The organism is Psychrobacter sp. NG27 (genome assembly GCF_016106655.1).
Classification (GTDB): domain Bacteria; phylum Pseudomonadota; class Gammaproteobacteria; order Pseudomonadales; family Moraxellaceae; genus Psychrobacter.
In genome coordinates, this window is record NZ_JADGIN010000001.1 from 353,676 (window position 1) to 374,547 (window position 20,872).

Annotated in this window: 15 protein-coding genes; 8 read left to right on the plus strand and 7 right to left on the minus strand. The window is 44.7% G+C overall.

The features are described 5' to 3' along the window. Positions 1 to 71 precede the first annotated feature (71 nt). From IP485_RS01415 to IP485_RS01425, 3 genes are all read right to left on the minus strand, one after another. The gene (locus IP485_RS01415; RefSeq protein ID WP_198325682.1) at positions 72 to 1,121 is read right to left on the minus strand and encodes an XdhC family protein; all 1,050 of its coding nucleotides are present in this window, start codon (positions 1,119 to 1,121) and stop codon (positions 72 to 74) included. Next, complete coding sequence (gene xdhB / locus IP485_RS01420; RefSeq protein ID WP_198325683.1) at positions 1,114 to 3,687, minus strand: xanthine dehydrogenase molybdopterin binding subunit; 2,574 nt, start codon at positions 3,685 to 3,687, stop codon at positions 1,114 to 1,116. Before xdhB ends, IP485_RS01415 begins: the two co-directional genes overlap by 8 nt. 94 nt (positions 3,688 to 3,781) lie before the next feature. Then, positions 3,782 to 5,500 (minus strand): xanthine dehydrogenase small subunit, encoded by a 1,719-nt coding sequence (locus IP485_RS01425; protein WP_198325684.1) that lies wholly within the window; start codon positions 5,498 to 5,500, stop codon positions 3,782 to 3,784. 646 nt (positions 5,501 to 6,146) lie between these two features. On the opposite strand from IP485_RS01425, the gene IP485_RS13830 reads away from it, so the two are divergent. Beyond that, entirely contained in the window at positions 6,147 to 6,272 is a 126-nt protein-coding gene (locus IP485_RS13830) for a hypothetical protein (protein WP_265090927.1), read from the plus strand. A 74-nt stretch (positions 6,273 to 6,346) separates the two neighbouring features. On the opposite strand, the gene IP485_RS01430 is transcribed toward IP485_RS13830, so the two are convergent. After that, positions 6,347 to 6,964, minus strand: a complete 618-nt coding sequence (locus IP485_RS01430) for a flavodoxin family protein (protein ID WP_198325685.1) — start codon at positions 6,962 to 6,964, stop codon at positions 6,347 to 6,349. 556 nt (positions 6,965 to 7,520) lie between these two features. Between IP485_RS01430 and IP485_RS01435 the strand changes: the two genes are divergently transcribed. Continuing rightward, positions 7,521 to 8,774, plus strand: a complete 1,254-nt coding sequence (locus IP485_RS01435) for a YeeE/YedE family protein (protein ID WP_198325686.1) — start codon at positions 7,521 to 7,523, stop codon at positions 8,772 to 8,774. Between the two features lie 109 nt (positions 8,775 to 8,883). Here the strand turns inward: IP485_RS01435 and IP485_RS01440 are convergent, their stop codons facing one another. Beyond that, positions 8,884 to 9,765 (minus strand): polyphenol oxidase family protein, encoded by an 882-nt coding sequence (locus IP485_RS01440; protein ID WP_227686361.1) that lies wholly within the window; start codon positions 9,763 to 9,765, stop codon positions 8,884 to 8,886. Between the two features lie 124 nt (positions 9,766 to 9,889). Continuing rightward, the gene (locus tag IP485_RS01445) at positions 9,890 to 11,125 is read right to left on the minus strand and encodes an RluA family pseudouridine synthase (protein ID WP_198325687.1); all 1,236 of its coding nucleotides are present in this window, start codon (positions 11,123 to 11,125) and stop codon (positions 9,890 to 9,892) included. 846 nt (positions 11,126 to 11,971) lie between these two features. Between IP485_RS01445 and IP485_RS01450 the strand changes: the two genes are divergently transcribed. From IP485_RS01450 to map, 5 genes are all read left to right on the plus strand, one after another. Further along, entirely contained in the window at positions 11,972 to 13,144 is a 1,173-nt protein-coding gene (locus IP485_RS01450; protein ID WP_198325688.1) for an outer membrane protein assembly factor BamD, read from the plus strand. A 139-nt stretch (positions 13,145 to 13,283) separates the two neighbouring features. Then, positions 13,284 to 15,497: a DNA primase gene (locus tag IP485_RS01455; protein WP_198325689.1), complete on the plus strand. Its 2,214-nt coding sequence runs from the start codon at positions 13,284 to 13,286 to the stop codon at positions 15,495 to 15,497. A gap of 755 nt (positions 15,498 to 16,252) precedes the next feature. Continuing rightward, positions 16,253 to 18,169 carry an RNA polymerase sigma factor RpoD gene (rpoD, locus tag IP485_RS01460; protein WP_194363109.1) on the plus strand — a complete coding sequence of 639 codons (1,917 nt, stop codon included), beginning with the start codon at positions 16,253 to 16,255 and terminating at the stop codon, positions 18,167 to 18,169. 175 nt (positions 18,170 to 18,344) lie between these two features. Beyond that, a complete protein-coding gene (locus IP485_RS01465; protein WP_194363108.1) occupies positions 18,345 to 18,551 on the plus strand; it encodes a ParD-like family protein in 207 nt (68 codons plus the stop codon). Beyond that, positions 18,544 to 19,317 (plus strand): type I methionyl aminopeptidase, encoded by a 774-nt coding sequence (map, locus tag IP485_RS01470; RefSeq protein WP_198325690.1) that lies wholly within the window; start codon positions 18,544 to 18,546, stop codon positions 19,315 to 19,317. The genes IP485_RS01465 and map overlap by 8 nt, the downstream gene beginning before the upstream one ends. Positions 19,318 to 19,354: 37 nt before the next feature. Here map and IP485_RS01475 read toward each other — a convergent pair whose 3' ends face one another. Continuing rightward, positions 19,355 to 19,585: a hypothetical protein gene (locus IP485_RS01475; RefSeq protein ID WP_198325691.1), complete on the minus strand. Its 231-nt coding sequence runs from the start codon at positions 19,583 to 19,585 to the stop codon at positions 19,355 to 19,357. A gap of 166 nt (positions 19,586 to 19,751) precedes the next feature. Between IP485_RS01475 and IP485_RS01480 the strand changes: the two genes are divergently transcribed. Then, positions 19,752 to 20,678 carry a bestrophin family protein gene (locus tag IP485_RS01480; RefSeq protein WP_198325692.1) on the plus strand — a complete coding sequence of 309 codons (927 nt, stop codon included), beginning with the start codon at positions 19,752 to 19,754 and terminating at the stop codon, positions 20,676 to 20,678. The last annotated feature ends 194 nt before the right edge of the window (positions 20,679 to 20,872 follow it).

The following is a 20,872-nucleotide window of genomic DNA, read 5'->3' on the forward strand; positions in this document are numbered from 1 at the left end:
TGGCTTGATGTTACTGAGCGTTTTAATAATTTAATGGAAAGTGACAAGTTTGTATTGAGTCCATAGAAATTTCAGAGAGCAGCCTGATGATACTGCTGCAACAGTTGTGCCACGATAGAAACTGCCACCGCCATCGGCTCTTTCCCACCAACTTGCAATCCAATTGGCATAACCAACTGATTGACCAGTTGCTCACTATAGCCACGCTGAATCAAACGATCTCTAAAACGCTTAGCCTTAGTTGCCGAGCTAATACAGCCTATGTAAGGTTCTGAGATATCTGAGCATTTATCACGAGATGAGCTAGTGTCAGAAATAGTATCTAATGCTGCCCGCACTAGCTCAAAATCAACACTATGGTCATGAGTCATAACCAGAATAAAACGCTGTCCACCCTGTTCGATAAATGGGCGTACAAAATCTACAGGCTCATCATCGATATGCGGACGGATATGCGCTGGTAAGTTATAAAGTTTGGATTTGCTTAATGCTGATTGTGGTTCTGCAGTTTGATTGTGTAGTTCTGAATTTTGATAACTAGTATCTATTTGACCAAGTTTATGAATGCTTGTTTTATCAACTAAATAACGCTCAAACATCTCTGGGCGACTGTCTACCCAATCTACCTGACAAGGCAACTCAGCGAGGATGGTCATTAGCGCTGATGCTACATGCCCTGCCCCAAACACTAGCACTGACATCGGCGGCGTTACGTTGAAGCATTCGAACATAACGGTGACACTACCCCCGCAACACTGCGCCAACTTTGCACCCAATGGGTAGTGCTTGGTATAGACAGCATCACGGCGCACTGCTTTAGAAGGTACTGACGCGCTTTCACTGTCAGTTTCAGAAACCTTTGGTTTGACTTCTTTTGATACCGTTGCCGCTATTTCACCATTCAATAGCTGCCGTGCCGTATTGACAACGTCGTGTTCTAGCCCGCCGCCACCCAAGGTGTCTACGATGCCATCTTGCGTGATGATCATCTTTGCCTGTAGCGCTCGAGGAGCAGATCCATTTACGGCTACGACTGTCGCCAACACGTGAGCGATGCCGCGCTGCTGATATCGCGCTAGACCTTCGTACCAAACGACTGGCAGTGTTAACGACTCATTCACTGTGCGCAGGACCTCTTGCCCCTGCTACATTTGGATGCTCTATCGCATTAGGCTGGTCATCAATTTTTTTACCTTCGACTTCCGCTGGGTTAATATCTTTAGCATGACGCACGTCTTGCGGCATTACCTTATCGTTGTAAAGGTCGCTATTTTCTTCTGCGCCTTTGACTAAACTATCAACCGTATCTGTATCTGCTTCAGTTGTTAAATCCCATGGCGTGCCTTGCATGCGCATCACTGCTTTTAAAACCGCTTCTGGCGTCGCAGGCATGGTCAGCTCTGGATTCTTCTTATATTCACCAAGGCTTGCGACTGCATTATTGAGTGCACACCACACGCTGGCTGCCAACATAAATGGCGGCTCACCAACGGCTTTAGAGTTATAAATAGTTTGTTCTTCGTTTTTGCGATCGTACAATTTGACATTCCACTGCTTAGGCAAATCATGCGCGGTTGGAATTTTATAGTTGGCAGGACTGTCAGATGCGAGCTTACCTTTGTCATTCCAGATCAGCTCTTCTGCTGTGAGCCAACCCATACCTTGCACAAAGCCACCTTCAATCTGACCAATGTCAATGGCAGGGTTAATCGACTGTCCTGCATCATGTAATACATCACAGCGCAGCACTTTGTACTCACCTGTCAGCGTATCAATCTCAACCTCAGCACAGGCAGCACCTAATGCAAAGTAGAAGAACGGACGACCCCATGCTTTAGAGCGATCATAAAATATCTTAGGCGTTTTATAGTAGCCAGTAGACGATAGACTGATGCGATTCTGATATGACAGTTGGATCATCTCAGCAAAAGTCAGCGTTTCTTTATCACCGATATAAACATGGTTCTTTTCAAAACGTATGTCTTCTTGCGCTACTTCGAAATGCTCAGCAGCAAATTCAAGTATACGCGCTTTTATACTTAAACAAGCATTTTGCGCTGCCTTACCATTAATATCTGTCCCTGATGATGCTGCAGTTGGTGAAGTATTAGGCACTTTATCCGTACGTGTCGCTGATACTTTGACTGTATCCAAATCAACGTCAAATTCATTGGCAACAATCTGGGCGATTTTGATATACAGCCCCTGCCCCATCTCCGTCCCACCATGATTGAGATGGATACTGCCATCGGTATAGATATGTACCAATGCACCCGCCTGATTGAGCGTTTGCACCGTAAATGAGATGCCAAACTTCACTGGCGTTAGAGCAAGACCCAAACGTTTATCACTGCCTTCAGCAGCAGCTTGTTTATTGGCTTGTATGATTTGCTGACGGCGATTGTCATAATCGCAATCATCTGCCAGTTTGGTCATGATGGTGGCCAAATCGAAATGCTCAATAGTCTGACCGTAATGAGTGCTTTGACCATCTTGATATAAGTTCGCTAAGCGCACTTGCAGCGGATCTTGCCCCAATGTATAGGCAATATGATCCATCATATATTCAGCCGTCATCAGACCTTGTGGTCCGCCAAACCCTCGATAGGCAGTGTTAGATACCGTATGCGTCTTGCAGCGATGCCCTGCCACATGAGCAGCTGGATAATAATAGGCATTATCACAATGGAACATCGCTCTATCGACGATGGCATCAGACAAATCTGGTGCATAACCACACAAGCCAGCCAATTGCATATCGACGCCCAATATACGCCCAGACTCATCTAAACCAACTTCGTAACGATTGGCAAACTCATGGCGCTTACCAGTTACTACCATGTCATCTTGGCGATCTAGACGCATACTGACAGGAACGTTATGACGCTTGGCGATGATACCGCATAGGCATGCCCATGCAGCAGCTTGCGTTTCTTTACCACCAAAGCCGCCGCCCATACGGCGCACGACAGTGTTGACCGCATTGAAAGGCAGATCCGTCACTTCGGCAACGAGCTGCTGCACTTCGCTTGGATGCTGTGAAGACGTGTACACTTCTAGCCCGCCATCATCACAAGGCACTACATAAGACACTTGTCCTTCAAGATAAAAGTGCTCTTGCCCGCGCATATGAATATGACCTTCAATGCGAATTGGTGCGTTCTCAAGCGCAGTCGCCGCGTCACCACGCTTCATAAAATGACTCGGACGTACAAAAAATTCTTGCTCTAGTGCTTTATCAATACTAAGCACCGCTGGCAATGGCTCATATTCTACCACTGCCTTGGTGGCAGCTTTTTTGGCAGCGCGATGACTGGTCGCCACCACCACAAATAGCGTCTGACCCACATACTCTGTAATTTCGTCCACCATCAGTGGCTCACCATCAAATACCGCACCGATATCTGTCTGCGCAGGCAAATCTTTGAAGCTTAAAACGTCTACAACCCCATTAGCCTCTCTGACAGCACTCAAATCCATGCTCAATACACGTGCATGAGCGTGACTACTTTTGCCCACTGCCAGATGGAATGTGCCTTGTGGTTTTGCAATATCATCCACATAGGTCGCCGTCCCCATGACATGGCTGATCGCACTATCATGCTTGGCCGAGGTGCCGATTTTGTTTTTTGGCGGACGCACGCGACGGATACTATAACTGTCAAATAAGGACGAATGATGGCTCATAGTGGGTCTCTTTTATTAATACGCTTTTATTAATGCTCTTTGTTATTTTTGGCAAATATAACTATTAGATAGCGCTGATAAATGGCTCTGACAATCAGGCGCTCTCAGTCTGCATGTTTTTTACCAACTGCTTACCGCACTTCACCACCAAACGCTGTACTACATGTGAGCGATATTCACGGCTCGCTCTGACATCAGTCAGTGGAGTAACATCGGCAGACAAGGTTTGTACTGCCTGCTCAAAGCTGGCGACCGAGGCCGTTTGCCCGATAAGCGCTTGCTGACACTTTGTAGCTAATAGTGGTATTGCAGCCATTCCGCCGAGCCCAAGCTTGGCATTCTTTATAGTCTTACCATCTGCTGATACATCAATTCGCGCCGCCAATAGGCACGCTGAAATATCATCCTCATAACGTTTGCTAATCTTATGAATAAATAAGTGCTGATTGCCCTTCATTAGAGGAATGTGGATGGCGACAACATAACTGCCTGCTTGCAGTTTGGTCTTTTTATAATCTAAGAAAAATTCTGATAACGGTATGATTTCATCCGTATAAATAGTGTCGCTATTATCTGAATCATTACCTGACTTTTCAAAATTAGACGCGCAATGACGCAGATGAATAGACGCATCTAACGCCAATAAAATCGGTGGCAAGTCACCAATCGGCGACGCGTTGGCTATATTGCCGCCGATGGTGCCCATATTACGGATTTGCGGAGAGGCAATACGCTCAAATACTTGCGCAAAGCTTGGAAAATATTGCTCAAGCACAGGCAACATCTGTTGATAGCTCATGCCAGCACCTAGTACTAGTGTTTGGCTAGGAGCTTGCTCGTTATTCGAGTCTTTATTGCTTGAGTCAGACTTTGCGTCAAGTAGTGACCATGACTTTAAGGCCTCAACACCTGAAAGCTGGATAATGACCTCGTGATCAACCAAATTCTGGGTTACACTCAATCCCAAATCCGTACCGCCTGCCCAAATCGTTGCCTGTGGATTGGCTGCTAATACTTGATTAAGCTCATCTAGTGACTTGGGCATATATAACTGTCGCCCAGCATCACTGATTGCAGGTGCAATATCATTCGACTCTGCATTTTTTAATTTAGTTTCAGCTGGCGCATTTGTAGATACTGCTGACTCTTTTGTACTTGCCATAGCATCTGTTGCGAGACTGATCGTCAGGTCTTTCACCGCTGACTGCTCTGCTTCTCTCTGCTGACCGATATCGCTCATCAGTAGACCAGCTTCGATAATTGGCCTGTAGCCTGTGCAGCGACATAGGTTGCCAGATATTGACGCAACCACTTCATCATAGCTCAACTGCTTAGCATCGCTCTGACTTGAAGCCTCTTGACTTGTCTGCATACGATTGTTTTCGTAAACGCAAGCAAGCGACATCACAAACCCAGGTGTACAAAAACCGCACTGTGATCCGTGACATTCAACCATGGCTTGCTGTGCTGGATGCAGCAGAGCACGTTCTGGATGATGCTCAGGATTATCCGCTAGATAAGAGGCCGTCATCAGATGATGGCCATCCATGAGCGACACCAACGTAATGCAAGAGTTAATCGTATAGAACGGTGGTGTCACATTTTTTTCGTCGCCATTTCCATCATTAAGCACTTGCTGGCTAGCGTTAGGCAAGCGCTGAACCATCACAGTACAGGCACCGCAATCACCACTGCCGCAGCCTTCCTTGGTATCCGTTTGGCCTTCATGCAATCGTAGATACTCAAGCACCGTCGTATTAGGGTTAAGCTGGGTTAGCTCGTGGCGTTTCCCATTTAAGTAAAAACTAATCATAGCAAGACTCGGCTAAAATAAAATAATGAAGATAAGCATTAAGCTTAAGGACTTTGACGGCTTAGAGACTGAACGTAAGTATGTGATTGACATCATACTGTAACCGTTCACGTATTTTGCACGCTCTAAAGTGTTTGTGGTTTTATTCTCTCCCACACTCTCAGTATGCAAGAGAACATAAAGCAGTGCACTTCTTTATATAAGATAAATAGGTTACCAATAGCAATAATCGTCAGATGTTTTTGTTAGAAAACCACTACCAGATAATACTTGACTATTTGGTCAGCTTTCAACATATTATCACTATTCTTATTTACAATACAACCCACTAAAGTGCATGCCGATATCAATAAATAATGGACACTTGGTCAAGAATTCGCTAATAGTAGGAAATTAGACAAACCTCGATAGTGATAGTAAAGACACAGACATGAGGAATATCTTTTATCATGACATATACGTTCAATAAATTTGAATCAAATTTATCAATAGTAAAAAGGTATATGCCACTTTTTGAAAAACCAATCGCATATCCACTCTCATATATAGTTTATCAATGAAAAATTTATATATAATAGCAAAGGCTTGTCGTCTACTAGCACGGGCACATATATAATGTTTTTAAAATCGCTTTTGAGAGTCTACTATGAAGTCATTAGCCTTGGGCTATCTACTAGCAATGATGCTTCTGCTGACAGGTTGCCAATCCTTTCAGTTCGTTGACAACCCTATACCAGTCACCTCCGCTCCTGCAAAACTTGTGGCTCAATAAAAACGGCACAAAAAAAAGCAGACATCGACGATGTCTGCTTTCCTGTTTTATTGACCTGTGAGCTTTAGCTGTTTTTAGCGTTTAGTGTCCGCTGGCTGATGCTTGATAATCGTCTTCGCCAGATGATCACCGAACCAAATAGCAGTATCGATATCTCCTACCCCTGGCGTCTCTTCAGGCGGGCCATCGAGTGATTGAGTCATCAACCCCAAGAAGCTCGATAAGCGGTTCAAATCATGGGGTTCATGACCTGTCGGCATGAGCGGCAGACCAATCCAGTTCATACCGTGTTGCATGGCATAGAGAGAAATCTGTTGTAACACGGCAAGCTTATCACCACTCAATCCCCCTGAGTTAGCAAACGCAGCTGCCCACTTGCCTTCCCATTTACGATGGTACCAGCGCTTAGATGTCTCATCCATAAATGTCTTAAATTCAGCAGTCACGCTACCCATATATACTGCACTACCAAATACCAGCAAATCCGCCTGATCCAAATAATCCCAATCAACATCATGAACATCGACTGCCTTAGCTTGCACTTCTGGCAATTGCTGATGCGCACCTTGTACAATCGCTTCAGCAACACGTTTTGTATGACCATAATTACTATGAAAAATGACCGCAATTGATACATTAGGCACGTTATCAGTAAAGGTGGATGTGTCTGGTGATTTAGCAGGTGTATTCATACATACTCTAATAATGGATAATTGGTTGGATAATAAATCTATAACAGGTTTGATGACTCACGAGGGGCCACAGCATACAAACGAATAAATATACGCGTTGGTTTATATGCGATGAACTTTATTAAATTCAAGCCTATTGTATCAGACGTCCGTTTCTTTTTAAGCTATTTGTTAAAGTCTGCCTAATAAGCTTCCATAGACTCTTAATCTATATTACATAAAAAAGCAGGCCATACTAGCGGATAAAGCGGTGTAAACAATACTCTAGTAATTTATATATTTATAACTATCAACTATCTAGGCAGTTATCAACATCAATAATATGAATAGCAGATCTTTTATTCCATATTTTCATATACTAATTCTAATTTTTCTAATATTTGTAGGTTTACATTAATGGCAATAGGATTAAGATATCACCCTTCCTACTCCTCAACCAAATGAATAGAATTAATCAAAACACCGTTTTCAATTCTGGAAATCTGCGCAAACATACCAACATAAATTCTTATAAAAATGATATCTGATAACATCATCGGATAAGGAAGCTATTACCTTGACTACTCTCGTCCAACCTGTAAACGATACAAAAGATCCTATCATTAGAGATGATCTCGTTTTAAATGCGCCTCAGAAACCTTTGATTATGGGAGGCGGCATCGTCGGATTGATTGTGCTTATGTATCTACTAGCCACTCAACATATCTCTCAATCACTATTACTTGGGATTGGTCTATTATTAGGCTACACCCTTTTCCATGCCCGCTTTGGCTTTACGTCTGCTTTTAGACGTATGATGGCAGTAGGTAACGGTCAGGCAATGCGATCACACATGCTGATGCTCGCAGTTGCTGTCACGTTATTTGCGCCAATCCTTGCTTATGGCACGACGCTGTTTGGTGGTCCTGTCGCAGGCTATGTCGCACCATTAGGAGTCAGTTTGGTCGTCGGTGCGTTTGTATTTGGCATCGGCATGCAACTTGGTGGCGGCTGCGCCTCTGGTACGCTCTATGCGGTAGGCGGTGGACGTTCTGTTATGTTCATTACCTTTATTTTCTTCATAGTGGGCGCCACAATTGGCGCTTATCACCTACCATTCTGGACGGAAGAAATGCCCGCTTATGCGCCTTTCTCTTTAGCAACTTCTACAGGTCTCGGTTATACAGGTGCATGGCTACTGTCGCTTGCGATATTTGGTATTATCGCATGGGTGACGTTAGTCGTTGAGAAAAAAAGAAACGCACCTAAAATGGCGCCTGTACCTTCTGAGTCTGGTTGGAAACGAATCTTTCGTGGTTCTTGGCCGCTATTTGCTGCCGCAATCGTCTTGGCTTTACTTAACGGTCTGACATTACTCACACGTGGACAACCATGGGGCATTACATCGGCATTTACATTATGGGGCTCTAAAATTGCGAGCGGCTTTGGCATGGATGTGGCCAGCTGGGGCTACTGGCAAGGGGCTAATGCAGCAGCGCTTGAGGCATCTATATTTGCAGATTCAACCACTGTATTGAATATCGGCATCATCATTGGCGCATTTATCGCCTCTGCTGCTGGTGGCTTGTTCAAATTCACTAAGATTACTGCAGGTAACTTTGCCGCATCAGTTATCGGCGGATTGATGATGGGATATGGTGCTCGTCTAGCGTTCGGCTGTAATATCGGGGCTTACTTTGGTGGCATCGCTTCTTTTAGCTTACATGGTTATATTTGGGGCATACTAGCAATGGCAGGAACTTTCTTGGCACTGTATTTACGTCCTTTATTTGGCTTATCAGTGCCAAAGTCTAGCGACTCCGTGTGTTAATACAGACCTCATGTTAATGCAGATTTAGCACTCAAATAAAAAAACAGCAGAATAATCTACTGTTTTTTTATTGTGAACAGCTTTTTTATCAATAATCATTAGAAATTTTTTAGCGACGTACGATAACCAGCGCCATTCGACCTGTTGCCGGCTGCTGCATATGGGTTTGACGGCGATACGAGTAATAGTGAGCATCTGCGTAACTACAGACTACCGGCAAGTCTTTCATAACGGTAACCCCAGCAGCTTCTAACTGCATACCAGCAAGCTTTGGTAAATCCAACTTTATCTTGTCATCATTAGACGATATAGAAAATAGCGACACAAAATCATCGATATGTTTATCTGACAACGTTTGGTTCGTTATACACCCAGCCAACAACTTATCGCGAACGTCTGTATTTACTTCATAATTTTCCTGACTAATACAAACTCCTATCCAAGCTTGAATAGGGCTTGAATCGGTAAAGCGATTAACAGTCTCTTTTATCACACCACAGGCCAATCCTTGCCAGCCTGCATGAATCGCTGCAATCTTACCACTGGTTGGCTGATATAAGACGATCGGCACACAGTCTGCCGTCATGATTGCCAATCCGCGACCATTTTGCTGACTGACTATCGCATCGGCGGCCATGGGTGCCATATTCAGCGCTGTCGCATCGACATCATGAATTTGCTTACCATGCACTTGACTGACCCAATGCAAGCTATTGATGGCGTGACGCTGATCAGTGAGATCATCTGCCAGCTGCTCATTGAGAGCCGTCAGCAGACGCATACGATTGTCTAGTACTTTTGTGGCATTATCATGGACATGTAGACCCAGATTTAGCTCACCGTAGTTTGACTGACCTTCGTAACCTGTACGTTGGTTTTGGGCAGCAGGTTCGTCGACATCATTATGGGCAAAGGCAGCCGTTTGAAAAATCGCCACCTCATCAAGTTGTGCCAGCATGGTCATAGGAACGCGATTTGTCATGTTTATCATGGCTGATTTACCCTTTTAGCGCACTGTCGCTCATATACTGTCACGTAGCGCACTGTCGCTTAACATATTGTCACTTAGTATATGTTTACCCTCAAAACAGTACGACTGTATCAGCAGTATTTATTTATTCGTCATCATAGCCGTCACTGAGCACGGCTATCAATTGCTCCATGTCTTCAGGTAGCGGCGTGGTCACCTCAACATCTTCTCCGGTCATTGGATGCACAAAACCCAAGGTATAAGCATGCAATGCCTGACGCGGAAAATTATTAATCGCTTGGCGCTGCGCCTCTGTCAGTCCTGCACGCAATTGACGACGACCACCATAGACACGATCACCCACCAATGGATAAGTAATATGACTCAGATGCACACGAATCTGATGTGTACGACCCGTCTCTAACCCTACATCGAGTAGACAGTAGTTGCCATTGAGCGGTGTGACATTCAATAGATGCGTGACCGCCTCGCGCCCTGCTGTCATGACTGTCATTTTGGTACGCTGAGTACGATGTCGGCCGATTGGTGCATCGATGCGGCGATGGCGCATTAAGCTTGCTTTGTCACCTGCCACCACACATTTATAATGACGGTAAACAGATTTGTCTTTTAGCTGCTCCATCAATGCCATTTGTGCAGGTTTGGTTTTACCAATGAGTAGTAATCCAGAGGTGTCTTTGTCAATACGGTGTACCAAACCTGCACGCGGCAAATGATGCTGCTGCGGATAATGGTAAAGCAAGGCATTGACCAAAGTACCGGTCTGATTACCAGCGCCAGGGTGCACGACCATACCAACAGGCTTGTTGATGACCAGAACTTCATCATCTTCATAGACCACATCGATGTCTATATTCTCTGGTTGATCTTCGCTATGCTGCTGCAAGGTCGTCGATAGCTGCAACACATCCTCTGCTTTAACACGGACTTTGGGCTTTTGCACACTGCCGTTATAGAGCAAGCTACCGTCCGTGATCCAGCCTTGTAGCTGTACTCGGGAAAAATCTGCAAACGCCAGTGAAGCAACCTTATCAATGCGCAGACCAGACTGATCTTCTGTGACAATGTGCGTCATATCCACAATCACCGGTACGGCTTGACCAGCTACCGAGGGTTCATCATCGTCGTCGCTGTCATCATCATCGTCAATACTGTCATCATCAATGTCGCCATCGTCAATACCATGACTGTCTTCATCGAGCATGTCATCATTATCCTGCACATCATCGTGCAGTTGCTCATCAGTCATTGTCTGGTTATCAGGTAATTCATTATCATTTAAAACGTTATTTGGCATTGGTGGCTCTTGTGCTGATGAATCAGTATCTCGCGATTGATTCAGTGATAAGTTGATGGTCATGGCATTATTATTTATAACAAATGTATCTATGGCAAATCTATGTCTTACAGTCTATATCTTATAAAGTCACGACACGGTTGGTGAAATGACGGTAGAGATAACAGTATAAAATCGGCTGGCTATTTTTTGAGAGATTGCTAGTAGCTATAGGCAATTAAAAGCAAAAAGGCAGAGGCCGTACCGCTATAGTGTACCATGCCCCGCGTCCAAGCCCTATAGAAGCTGTTCGCTATCTACTAGATTTCGGATGTCGCCTACCTTACTGAGCGGTGCAGGTTAACTCTCTAGAACATGACATTGCTGTAATTTACTGTATATTTGTCCATGCTGATGACATTCTATATCGCTCACGCGAAATGCTCATGTTAAACTGCCTACACAATCAACACCTATCAAATGAATCTAGCCATCGAAACAACGTAGATAGAGAATAGATGGTGAAAAAATAGACGGCGGCACTGTTATTCTATAAAGTATAGCCATGTTTTGCTGTATGCTATGCCACTATATTTATATTGCAGCATCGCGGCGTTATATTTTACTATTGTTGTTATTTATCGACAATATAAATCATCTAAACTCTTTGATGACGATTGCATACGATGTGTTGCAAGCTTTTATATAAGCCCTATTTATATAACACTCATGTATCAGACACAGAGGTGTCCGTCACATGCGTTATAACAAGAACTGCATTCAATAAAAGCTGTATTGATTAAAAGATCGCTTTATTAGCATGCTCAATAACACGCTCATGGCTGGTGTCATGATATCATTTTTACCATTAACCTTTTATATAGCATGATAGCGCTGCTGCTATTATGCCTCTTGTGTCGGAGAAGAAGTATGCAAGCTGTTGGCAATACGTTTATCAAACTGTCCTCAATCACGTTACTGGCGCTTAGTGTCAACTTAGTTGGTTGTCAGACTTTTAAAAACCTGACAGGCGCTAAAGATGTTGAGGCAGTAGAAACTGCTGAAAAGTCAGAGCAGGCTTACTATACAGATGCGATTACTCAGATTGACAAAGGTCGCTATATTCAAAGTGTGGAAGAGTTGACCAATCTGCGTACCTTTTATCCGACTGGACAATACGCTGAGCAAGCATTGCTTGATATGATGTATGCACAGTATCAGATCGACAAGTACGAAGCTGCAGCAGCAAGTGCTGAACAATTTATTCGTCTGTACCCATCTAACCCACAAGTCAGCTACGCCTACTATGTGCGCGGTGTGGCCAATATGGAAGGCTCATCTGAGGGCTTAAAACTATTTAAATTAAACCAAGCAGAGCGTGATACCGCTTACTTGCGTATTGCCTTTGCCAATTTCCAAGAGCTGGTAAACAAATATCCAAACAGCCCTTATACACCAGATGCGGCTCAGCGCATGACCTTTATCTATAATCAGTTCGCTGAGAGCGAGATGAGTGCCGCCAACTGGTACATCGAGCGTGAAGCGTATGTCGCTGCTGTGAACCGTGCCAAATGGGTATTTCAGTATTACCCACTGAGTGAGTCTATTCCAGATGCCATCGCTGTCCTAGCCTATAGCAACGAAAAACTTGGCCTGACAGATTTGGCGAATGAATATAAGACCCTGCTGCAAATCAACTATCCAAAAATGCTAACCAGCAATGGCAGCGTGAAGCTTAGCACCAAACGTGATCGCACTTGGCTCAACAAACTTACCTTTGGCAAGCTTGGTCGCTCAGGTATGGAAGACACATCTGTTGCGACAGGCGAGTATAATGGCGCGACCAAGACACAGCTGATTCGTAACGCCAATCAATTGAGATTGCCTAGCGCTAACGCGCCAGTAGCTAATACATCGCCTGCACGTAATGATACAGGTCTCAATATCGGTCTAGGGTTGCCTGAAGCATCCGCTGAACGTATCGATAGTCAGTCAAGCACTGGTTCTGCTGCACGAGAAGCCAACGTCGATCCACAAAATACCAATCCAACGCGCCGTACCACATTGCCTATCGAAAACGCTATTGATATCGATAACAACTGATCCACTTAAGCGACGAGATGTCCGCTAACACCGTCTATAGATATCAAAAATAAGGCCAACGCTACGTTGGCCTTATTTTTCTAGCGGTACGCGTTAACGCTGCCACACTATAATCGACCTATGGTAAACTGTTTTTTGTATGAGCATTCCTAACCATATCCTTGAACAACTTAATAGCCAAGCTGATCTTGTCAGCATCATTGGCAAACATACGACGCTCAAAAGAGCAGGGAGCGAGTTTAAAGGCTGCTGTCCTTTTCATGGTGAAAAATCGCCCTCTTTTTATGTCAATCCACAAAAAAATATCTACCACTGCTTCGGCTGTAGTGTGGGCGGCAATGCCATCAGTTTTCTGCGTGATTATGAAAGTCTGACTTTTATAGAAGCGGTCAATGAGCTATCGAACCAAACTGGCATTGAGGTGCCAAAAGAAGAACGTCAAAACGTCAGCTATCAGCGCAGTGCGCCTAAACCTATTGCACCGCCGATGGCAGCCAAACCCGCTATCAGTGTTAAACCTCCTACCCAAACCCGTCGAGAGCCGAGCGCTGGCACAGCATCAGATAGTCAAGTTCCTCATTACAACACTGATCACAGCTCCGATCAAAGCACCGATCAGAGCGTTAATGGCTATGCTGATAGCTACGACAGTCAGCCGCACTATGATGACAGCAGCAATAGCTATGACGATTATCCACCACTAGATGCCTACGACTCCGCCCCTTATCCCACTAATGGTTATGATGCAGAGTATCAAAGCGATACGAGTTATCCTCCAACGTGGATAACGGATGGCAATGAGAGCACCAGTCTACAAGGCATAGACAGCAGCGCAGATACAGATGGCAACCTATACGAGCTGCTAGAACAAATTCAGCAGTTTTATCAGCACAGTTTGACGACCCATCCTCATGCTATGCAGTACTTTTTATCGCGCGGTATCACAGAAGACATTTTTGATACCTTTGGCCTTGGCTATGCGCCATTCGGGTGGCAGCATCTTGAGCATCAATTTCCTCAAGATATCGAAGGTCTAAAGGCATTAGGTCTGGTGCGGCAGTCAGAGTCTGGACGCGATTATGACCTATTACGGGATCGAGTTATTTTTCCGATTCGAGACAACCAAGGCCGTACGATTGGTTTTGGTGGTCGAGCGCTTGATGACGAGGTAAAGCCCAAGTACATCAACTCCTCAGATTCTCCCGTTTTTCACAAGCAGCATGTGCTCTATGGCTACTATGAATCCCGCCAGCAACGTGCCAACGACTGGCTAGTGGTCGAAGGCTACATGGATGTCATCGCGCTTTATCAAGCGGGTATCTATGGGGCCATTGCCTCGATGGGCACCGCCATCAATGAGAGCCAAATTTCACGATTGCTCACTCTCAATCCGACGCTCACATTGAGTTTCGATGGTGATAGTGCCGGACAAAAAGCCGCTTGGCGTACCCTAGAAGTAGCGCTACCCGTGCTGGCCGATGACAAAGAGCTGCGGTTTCTGACCCTACCCAATAATCATGACCCTGACACTTTTATCAAGAGTCAGGGCAGCGATGCTATGCGTGAGCAAATCACCAATGCCATGCCATTGTCACAGTATATTTTTGCATACTTAAGTGAGCGTTATGATTTGAGCCTGGCTGAGGGTAAAGCCAAGCTCATGTCGCAAGTGCGCTCATTGACCACGGCCTTACCTAAAGGCAGTAGCTTTCGCTATTTGCTGAACAATGATGTGTATCAAAAGCTTGGCGGCAAACGCAGCCAAAACGTCGAAGCCAAAGATGCGTTGCTAGATTTTGATGGTGACATGACCATTAGCCAGCAGTTACAGCTGTGCTTTTTGTTTCAGCCGCGGGCATTGATTGATGATCCTATTGATTATATTTGGCGACAATCAGGTCTTACCAGCTTAAAATTGCCTGCTCATATCCAGAAAAAAGCCGCAAGCGATGCATTGCGAGCCGTTGCATGGGAAGATTTGCAAGATGTGGCACTATTGGACGTCGTCACTACTATTAAGCGGTGCATAAAACATCTGCCAACAGACGCCAATGCAGCCGCACATTTTGTATTATCAAACCTTAATCCAACGAACCAAGCGACCTTAAGTAACAGTTGGGGTGGATTCTATAGGGCATTAACGGCGAGAAATGTTTTAAGCCTTGATGATTTAATAGAAGAATTGGTCAGCTCTCTGCTCGAACGTAATATAAAAAAGAAGATGCAAGAGTTGATAAAAAACCCTGACCATATCAAACAAGCAATCGTGCGTATGCAAGCGCAGCATTTAAGTAACTGGCTACGGGCACAACATGCCGAACGCTCATCGCAGATGGTCACTGTTCAGTCTTAGGGTCTGTTTGATATTCAAATATTAGGGCTGCTGATCGCTAAAATTGCACTAAACTAGGCGCAAGTCGACGATAATGTCGAGACCTTAGTTAGGCTTGCAACAACGTTTGGGGTGATTTTAGCATCAGCCTTTCAGGGCAGTGCTATTTTTTGCCAATATATGGCGAAATTGTCTAACCTAGAATGACTAGGCATCGAAAATTTCACTGCATATTGTCTAAAAAATAGTGACTGCCAGCACCACATTTGAATATTAAACAGACCCTGGTTTCTAGTGTTATAAGTAACAATAAAGTAGCGACCCTTTAAAAGTATGGCGACTGCCCCCACTACTAGTGATTATGCCCAGTAGCACGAGCATTATCAAAACCTACCGTACTAACAAGAATGTCAAACATTCCACTGATAGAAAATAATCAGTAAAAAATGGTCGGTAGATAGGACTGCCTCGTGCTTGACGACTGTGGTCTGTGTTAAACTGTGTCGCTGTATATTGACAGCACTGCTTGGTGAATGATTGTGAGCATGCATCGTTAAGCACAAATTTGACGTATTATTTTTATGGTTTTTTAATTTTTAGCTGTTTTTCAGCATTGTTATTGTAGTGTTTTGAGCCTTTATTCATATCCACTCATTTTTGATATTACTGACGACCTCTACGCCACATTTTGATCAATCGATTGATAAGATCAACGCACCCAGCCAGCGATAGCGAGTCACGATATAAAAATGTCCGATGCAAGTAAGCGAGTATTTATGAACGATAAGTCAGTTTCTAAGTCCACATCTCAACTGGCCACCTTAATCCAAATGGGCAAAGAGCAAGGGTATTTAACCTATGCTGAGGTGAATGACCAGCTGCCCGACTCTATTACCGAAAGCGATCAGATCGAAGATATTGTGCAAATGCTGACCGACGTCGGTATCAAAATCTTTGAATCAGCGCCAGATGCCGATGACATCTTGATGAACGATGATTCAAGTGATGATGACATGGCAGCAGACGAGGCAGCGGCAGTACTTGCCTCTGTTGAGACTGAGCCTGGCCGCACCACTGACCCTGTGCGTATGTATATGCGTGAGATGGGTACGGTTGATCTACTGACCCGTGAGGGTGAGATTGCCATTGCCAAGCGTATCGAAGAAGGTATTCGTGACGTACAGCATGCGATGTCTTACTGGCCCGGTACGGTACAGTTCGTCTTGGACGAATACCAAAAAGTACAAGATGGCGAAAAAAAGCTGTCTGATGTCATCACAGGTTTCTTAGACCCTGAAACCGAAGCGGACAAAATCGCGGCCCAAGAAGCAAAAGAAGCAGCGAAAGAAGAGCGTGAGCGCATTAAAGAAGAAAAAGAAAACCCACCGGTCATCAAGCAAAAAGCCAAAGCTGCTGCATTAGATGATGATGACGAAGACGACGAAAATGATGATGAAGAGGCTGAAGAAGAAACCAGCGGTCTCGATCCAGAAGAAGTACGTCTGCGTCTAGAAGAGATTGAGAACCTGTTTATCAAAGCCAAACAAGCCTTGATCGACTATGGCCGTGGTAGTGTACAAGCGGATACTGCTTATGCCCTACTCGCTGAACGCTTTATGATGCTGAAGCTAAACAATCGCCTATCAGACCAAGTCATGGCCATCATGCATGACGTCTATGACGATGTGCGTAAGCAAGAGCGTCAAATCATGCGTTTGGTCATTCGCCGTGGTCGCATGCCGCGCGAAGAGTTCCGTAAGACCTTCCCTAGTAATGAAACCAACGTTGATTGGTTGATTGAGCGTATCAAAGGCAAGCCCGCCTTTGCTGGCACGCTAGAAAAAGTCACTGATGATGTTATTTTACTTCAACGTCGCATCCGTGATTATGAGCAGCAGCTCGACATGAAAATCCACGATATGAAAGACGTGGCACGTCGTATGGCCATTGGTGAAGCAAAAGCTCGCCGTGCTAAGAAAGAGATGGTTGAGGCTAACTTACGTCTGGTTATCTCTATTGCTAAAAAGTATACCAACCGTGGCCTACAGTTCTTGGATCTGATCCAAGAAGGTAACATTGGTCTGATGAAAGCAGTTGATAAGTTTGAATATCGCCGTGGTTATAAATTCTCGACTTATGCCACTTGGTGGATTCGTCAGGCGATTACCCGCTCTATCGCTGACCAAGCACGTACCATCCGTATCCCTGTGCATATGATTGAGACGATCAACAAGATCAACCGTGTCTCACGTCAGTTGCTACAAGAGATGGGCCGTGAGCCAACGCCTGAGGAATTAGGCGAACGCTTAGAGATGGACGAAGTCAAAGTCCGTAAAGTGCTTAAGATTGCCAAAGAGCCTATCTCTATGGAAACCCCGATCGGTGATGATGAAGACTCACACCTAGGAGATTTCATCGAAGATGGTACGATCTCAAGCCCTGTTGATGATGCGACGGCTGCTGGTCTACAAGAAGCTACTCGTGATGTACTAGGCAACCTGACTGAGCGTGAAGCACGTGTCCTAAAAATGCGTTTCGGTATCGATATGCCGACGGATCATACGCTAGAAGAAGTCGGTAAGCAGTTCGATGTAACGCGTGAGCGTATTCGTCAGATTGAGGCAAAAGCCCTACGTAAATTGCGTCATCCATCACGTTCTGAGCACTTGCGCTCTTTCCTTGAAAATGACTAATATCAAAGTAAGTTAAGTACTAATAAAAGAGCCGAGTTTATCTCGGCTTTTTTGTGCCTGTGATTTTGTGCAGTTGATAACACAGATGAGACTTGGAGCATAATGTTAATCATCAGACTTGAAACAACACTATAAAACATATATGATTCGTATACACTTCATATACTGGATAAAAATGGGTATCGTAAAAATAGATGACACGCTGCATGAAGAAATTCGTAAAGCCAGTACCGTCATGGTGCGCTCAATCAATGCACAAGCGGAATACTGGATAAAGATAGGTATGTTGGCTGAAGCCAATCCGCACCTATCTTACACCGATATCATTAGCGAACAGTTGAAACAAGCCGATGTCAATATAAGGAATCTCGTTGATGGCTGATATCACGTTAAAAACACTTGAAGAAATAGCCATCATGCGCGAGTCTGGTAGACTTTTGGCATCGGTCTTCGCTTACCTAGATACACGTATTATCGCGGGTATCTCCACCATGACTATCAATGACTTGGCAGAGCGCTATATCATTGATGTGCTCGAATCACGACCTGCTAGCAAAGGTCAATACGGCTACCAATACGTACTCAACACATCGGTAAACCAAGTGGTGTGTCATGGTGTGCCCTCACCCACGCAAATGCTAAAATCGGGCGATATCATCAACGTAGACATCACGTTAGAAAAAGACGGCTTTATTGCCGACTCCAGTAAAATGTATATGATTGGCGACGTTATGCCTTTAGCGAAACGACTTGTTGATGCCACTTATGAGGCCATGTGGGCAGGCATCCGCACGGTCAAGCCAGGAGCCACGCTTGGTGATGTCGGACACGCTATTCAAAGTCACGCCGAGCAGCAGGGCTATTCTGTCGTTCGCGAGTACTGCGGGCATGGTATCGGCCGTGAGATGCATGAGCAGCCTGAAGTGTTACATTATGGTCGCGCAGGTACAGGCTTGGTGTTAGAAGCAGGCATGACCTTTACCATCGAGCCAATGATTAACCAAGGTAAGGCCAAAGTAAAAACGAAAAAAGATGGCTGGACGGTAGTGACTGCGGACAAAAAACTCTCTGCTCAATGGGAACACACTATTGCGGTGACCAATGATGGTTATGAAGTGTTGACGCTACGTGAAGAAGAGATTGTATAAGAAAATTTAGGAATGCTCCTTGATGGTACTTCAAAAGTTAAATAGAGTGTCCTATAGTCCTCATTGTCATACCAACATGGGTTTGTAAGTCACTATTTCTTTGAACCCTATTTTCTTTGACCTCTATAAAGCCATTTGAGCACCCACTTAACTCATCATATACCGCGTCAAAAACATCTTTTTCTATTGCCCCTGTTTGATATTCTACATCGTCAAGCAGCTTATCCGCAGGTGTAGATGCTATCCGATACTTGGCTATCAATTCCATAACCTCCTTCCTTGAGATGTTTTTTATCATAATTCCCCTTTTTTGCACTTAATTACAGACTCTGCTTTTGCTAGCGAAAAAACAATCTTTACAGATCTCGATTTTATATTAGAATCACACCCTACATATCGTCGTGTATTGACATACTTTAGCGCTAGGAAAACCCATGATTGTCCGGCAAACCCCAAACGCACTGAAAATATTTTTTACCCTGCGCGGCTCAATCATTCCAAAAATCTATCCGCAAATTTTAATGATTACTCTGCTGAGCACCTTGATCACGATTATTCAGCACTGGGTTCCTGACTCCTTTCCTTACTATGGGATGGCGACTTTTACCTTGCTTGGGATTGCTTTATCATTGTTTCTTGGATTTCGGAATAATGCCAGCTATCAGCGTTGGTGGGAGGCTCGAGGGATTTGGGGTCAATTGGTCTATGATTCTCGTAGCCTAACGCGCCAAATGCTGTCTTTTGTAGAGGATGACACTGCGACTGGGCGTGATACTCAGCGAACGATGGTATATCTCACCATTGCTTTTGCACATGCTGTGCGCCATAGGCTACGTGGGTCGTCACCTTGGGAGGATATTGAGCCTTTTATCGCCCCCACACATCATGACCGTATGCGCCAAGCGAAAAACGTACCTGACTATATCATGCGCCTTATGGGCAAGCATCTCGGCGACATTCGGCGGCAGCGGCTGGTGTCGGAGCAAGTCATACAAAACATGGACGAGCGCCTGACCTCTATGACCATTGTATTGGCTGCCTGCGAGCGCATTCACAATACACCGCTGCCGTTTGCTTATATGCTGCTGGTACATCGCACCACCTACCTGTATTGCCTCATGTTGCCTTTTGGCTTGGTGGCATCGCTCGGTTGGGCGACTCCGTTGATTTGTGCCGTGATTGCTTATACCTTTTTTGGATTGGATGCGCTTAGCGAAGAGCTAGAAGAGCCTTTTGGCTTGGCAGCGAATCAGTTGCCACTGACCGCACTGTCACGCACTATCGAGATCAATCTACGAGAGGCGCTAGGAGAGACAGATATTCCACCTGATATCTCACCTACCAATGGCTATTTGCCGTAATGGTTTATGTGGCTTTTGGACATGCAGCCATGATGTAATAAAGATACAGTAGTGCGATAGGACAGACTAAATACAGACCTAACTTGAATAATCACCCATAGACCACTATAAACAGTGCATATATTCTCTACTTAATATAGCCATTCCACTATAAAAGTATGACAGCGTTAACCTCGTTTGAAGTATCACAGTTA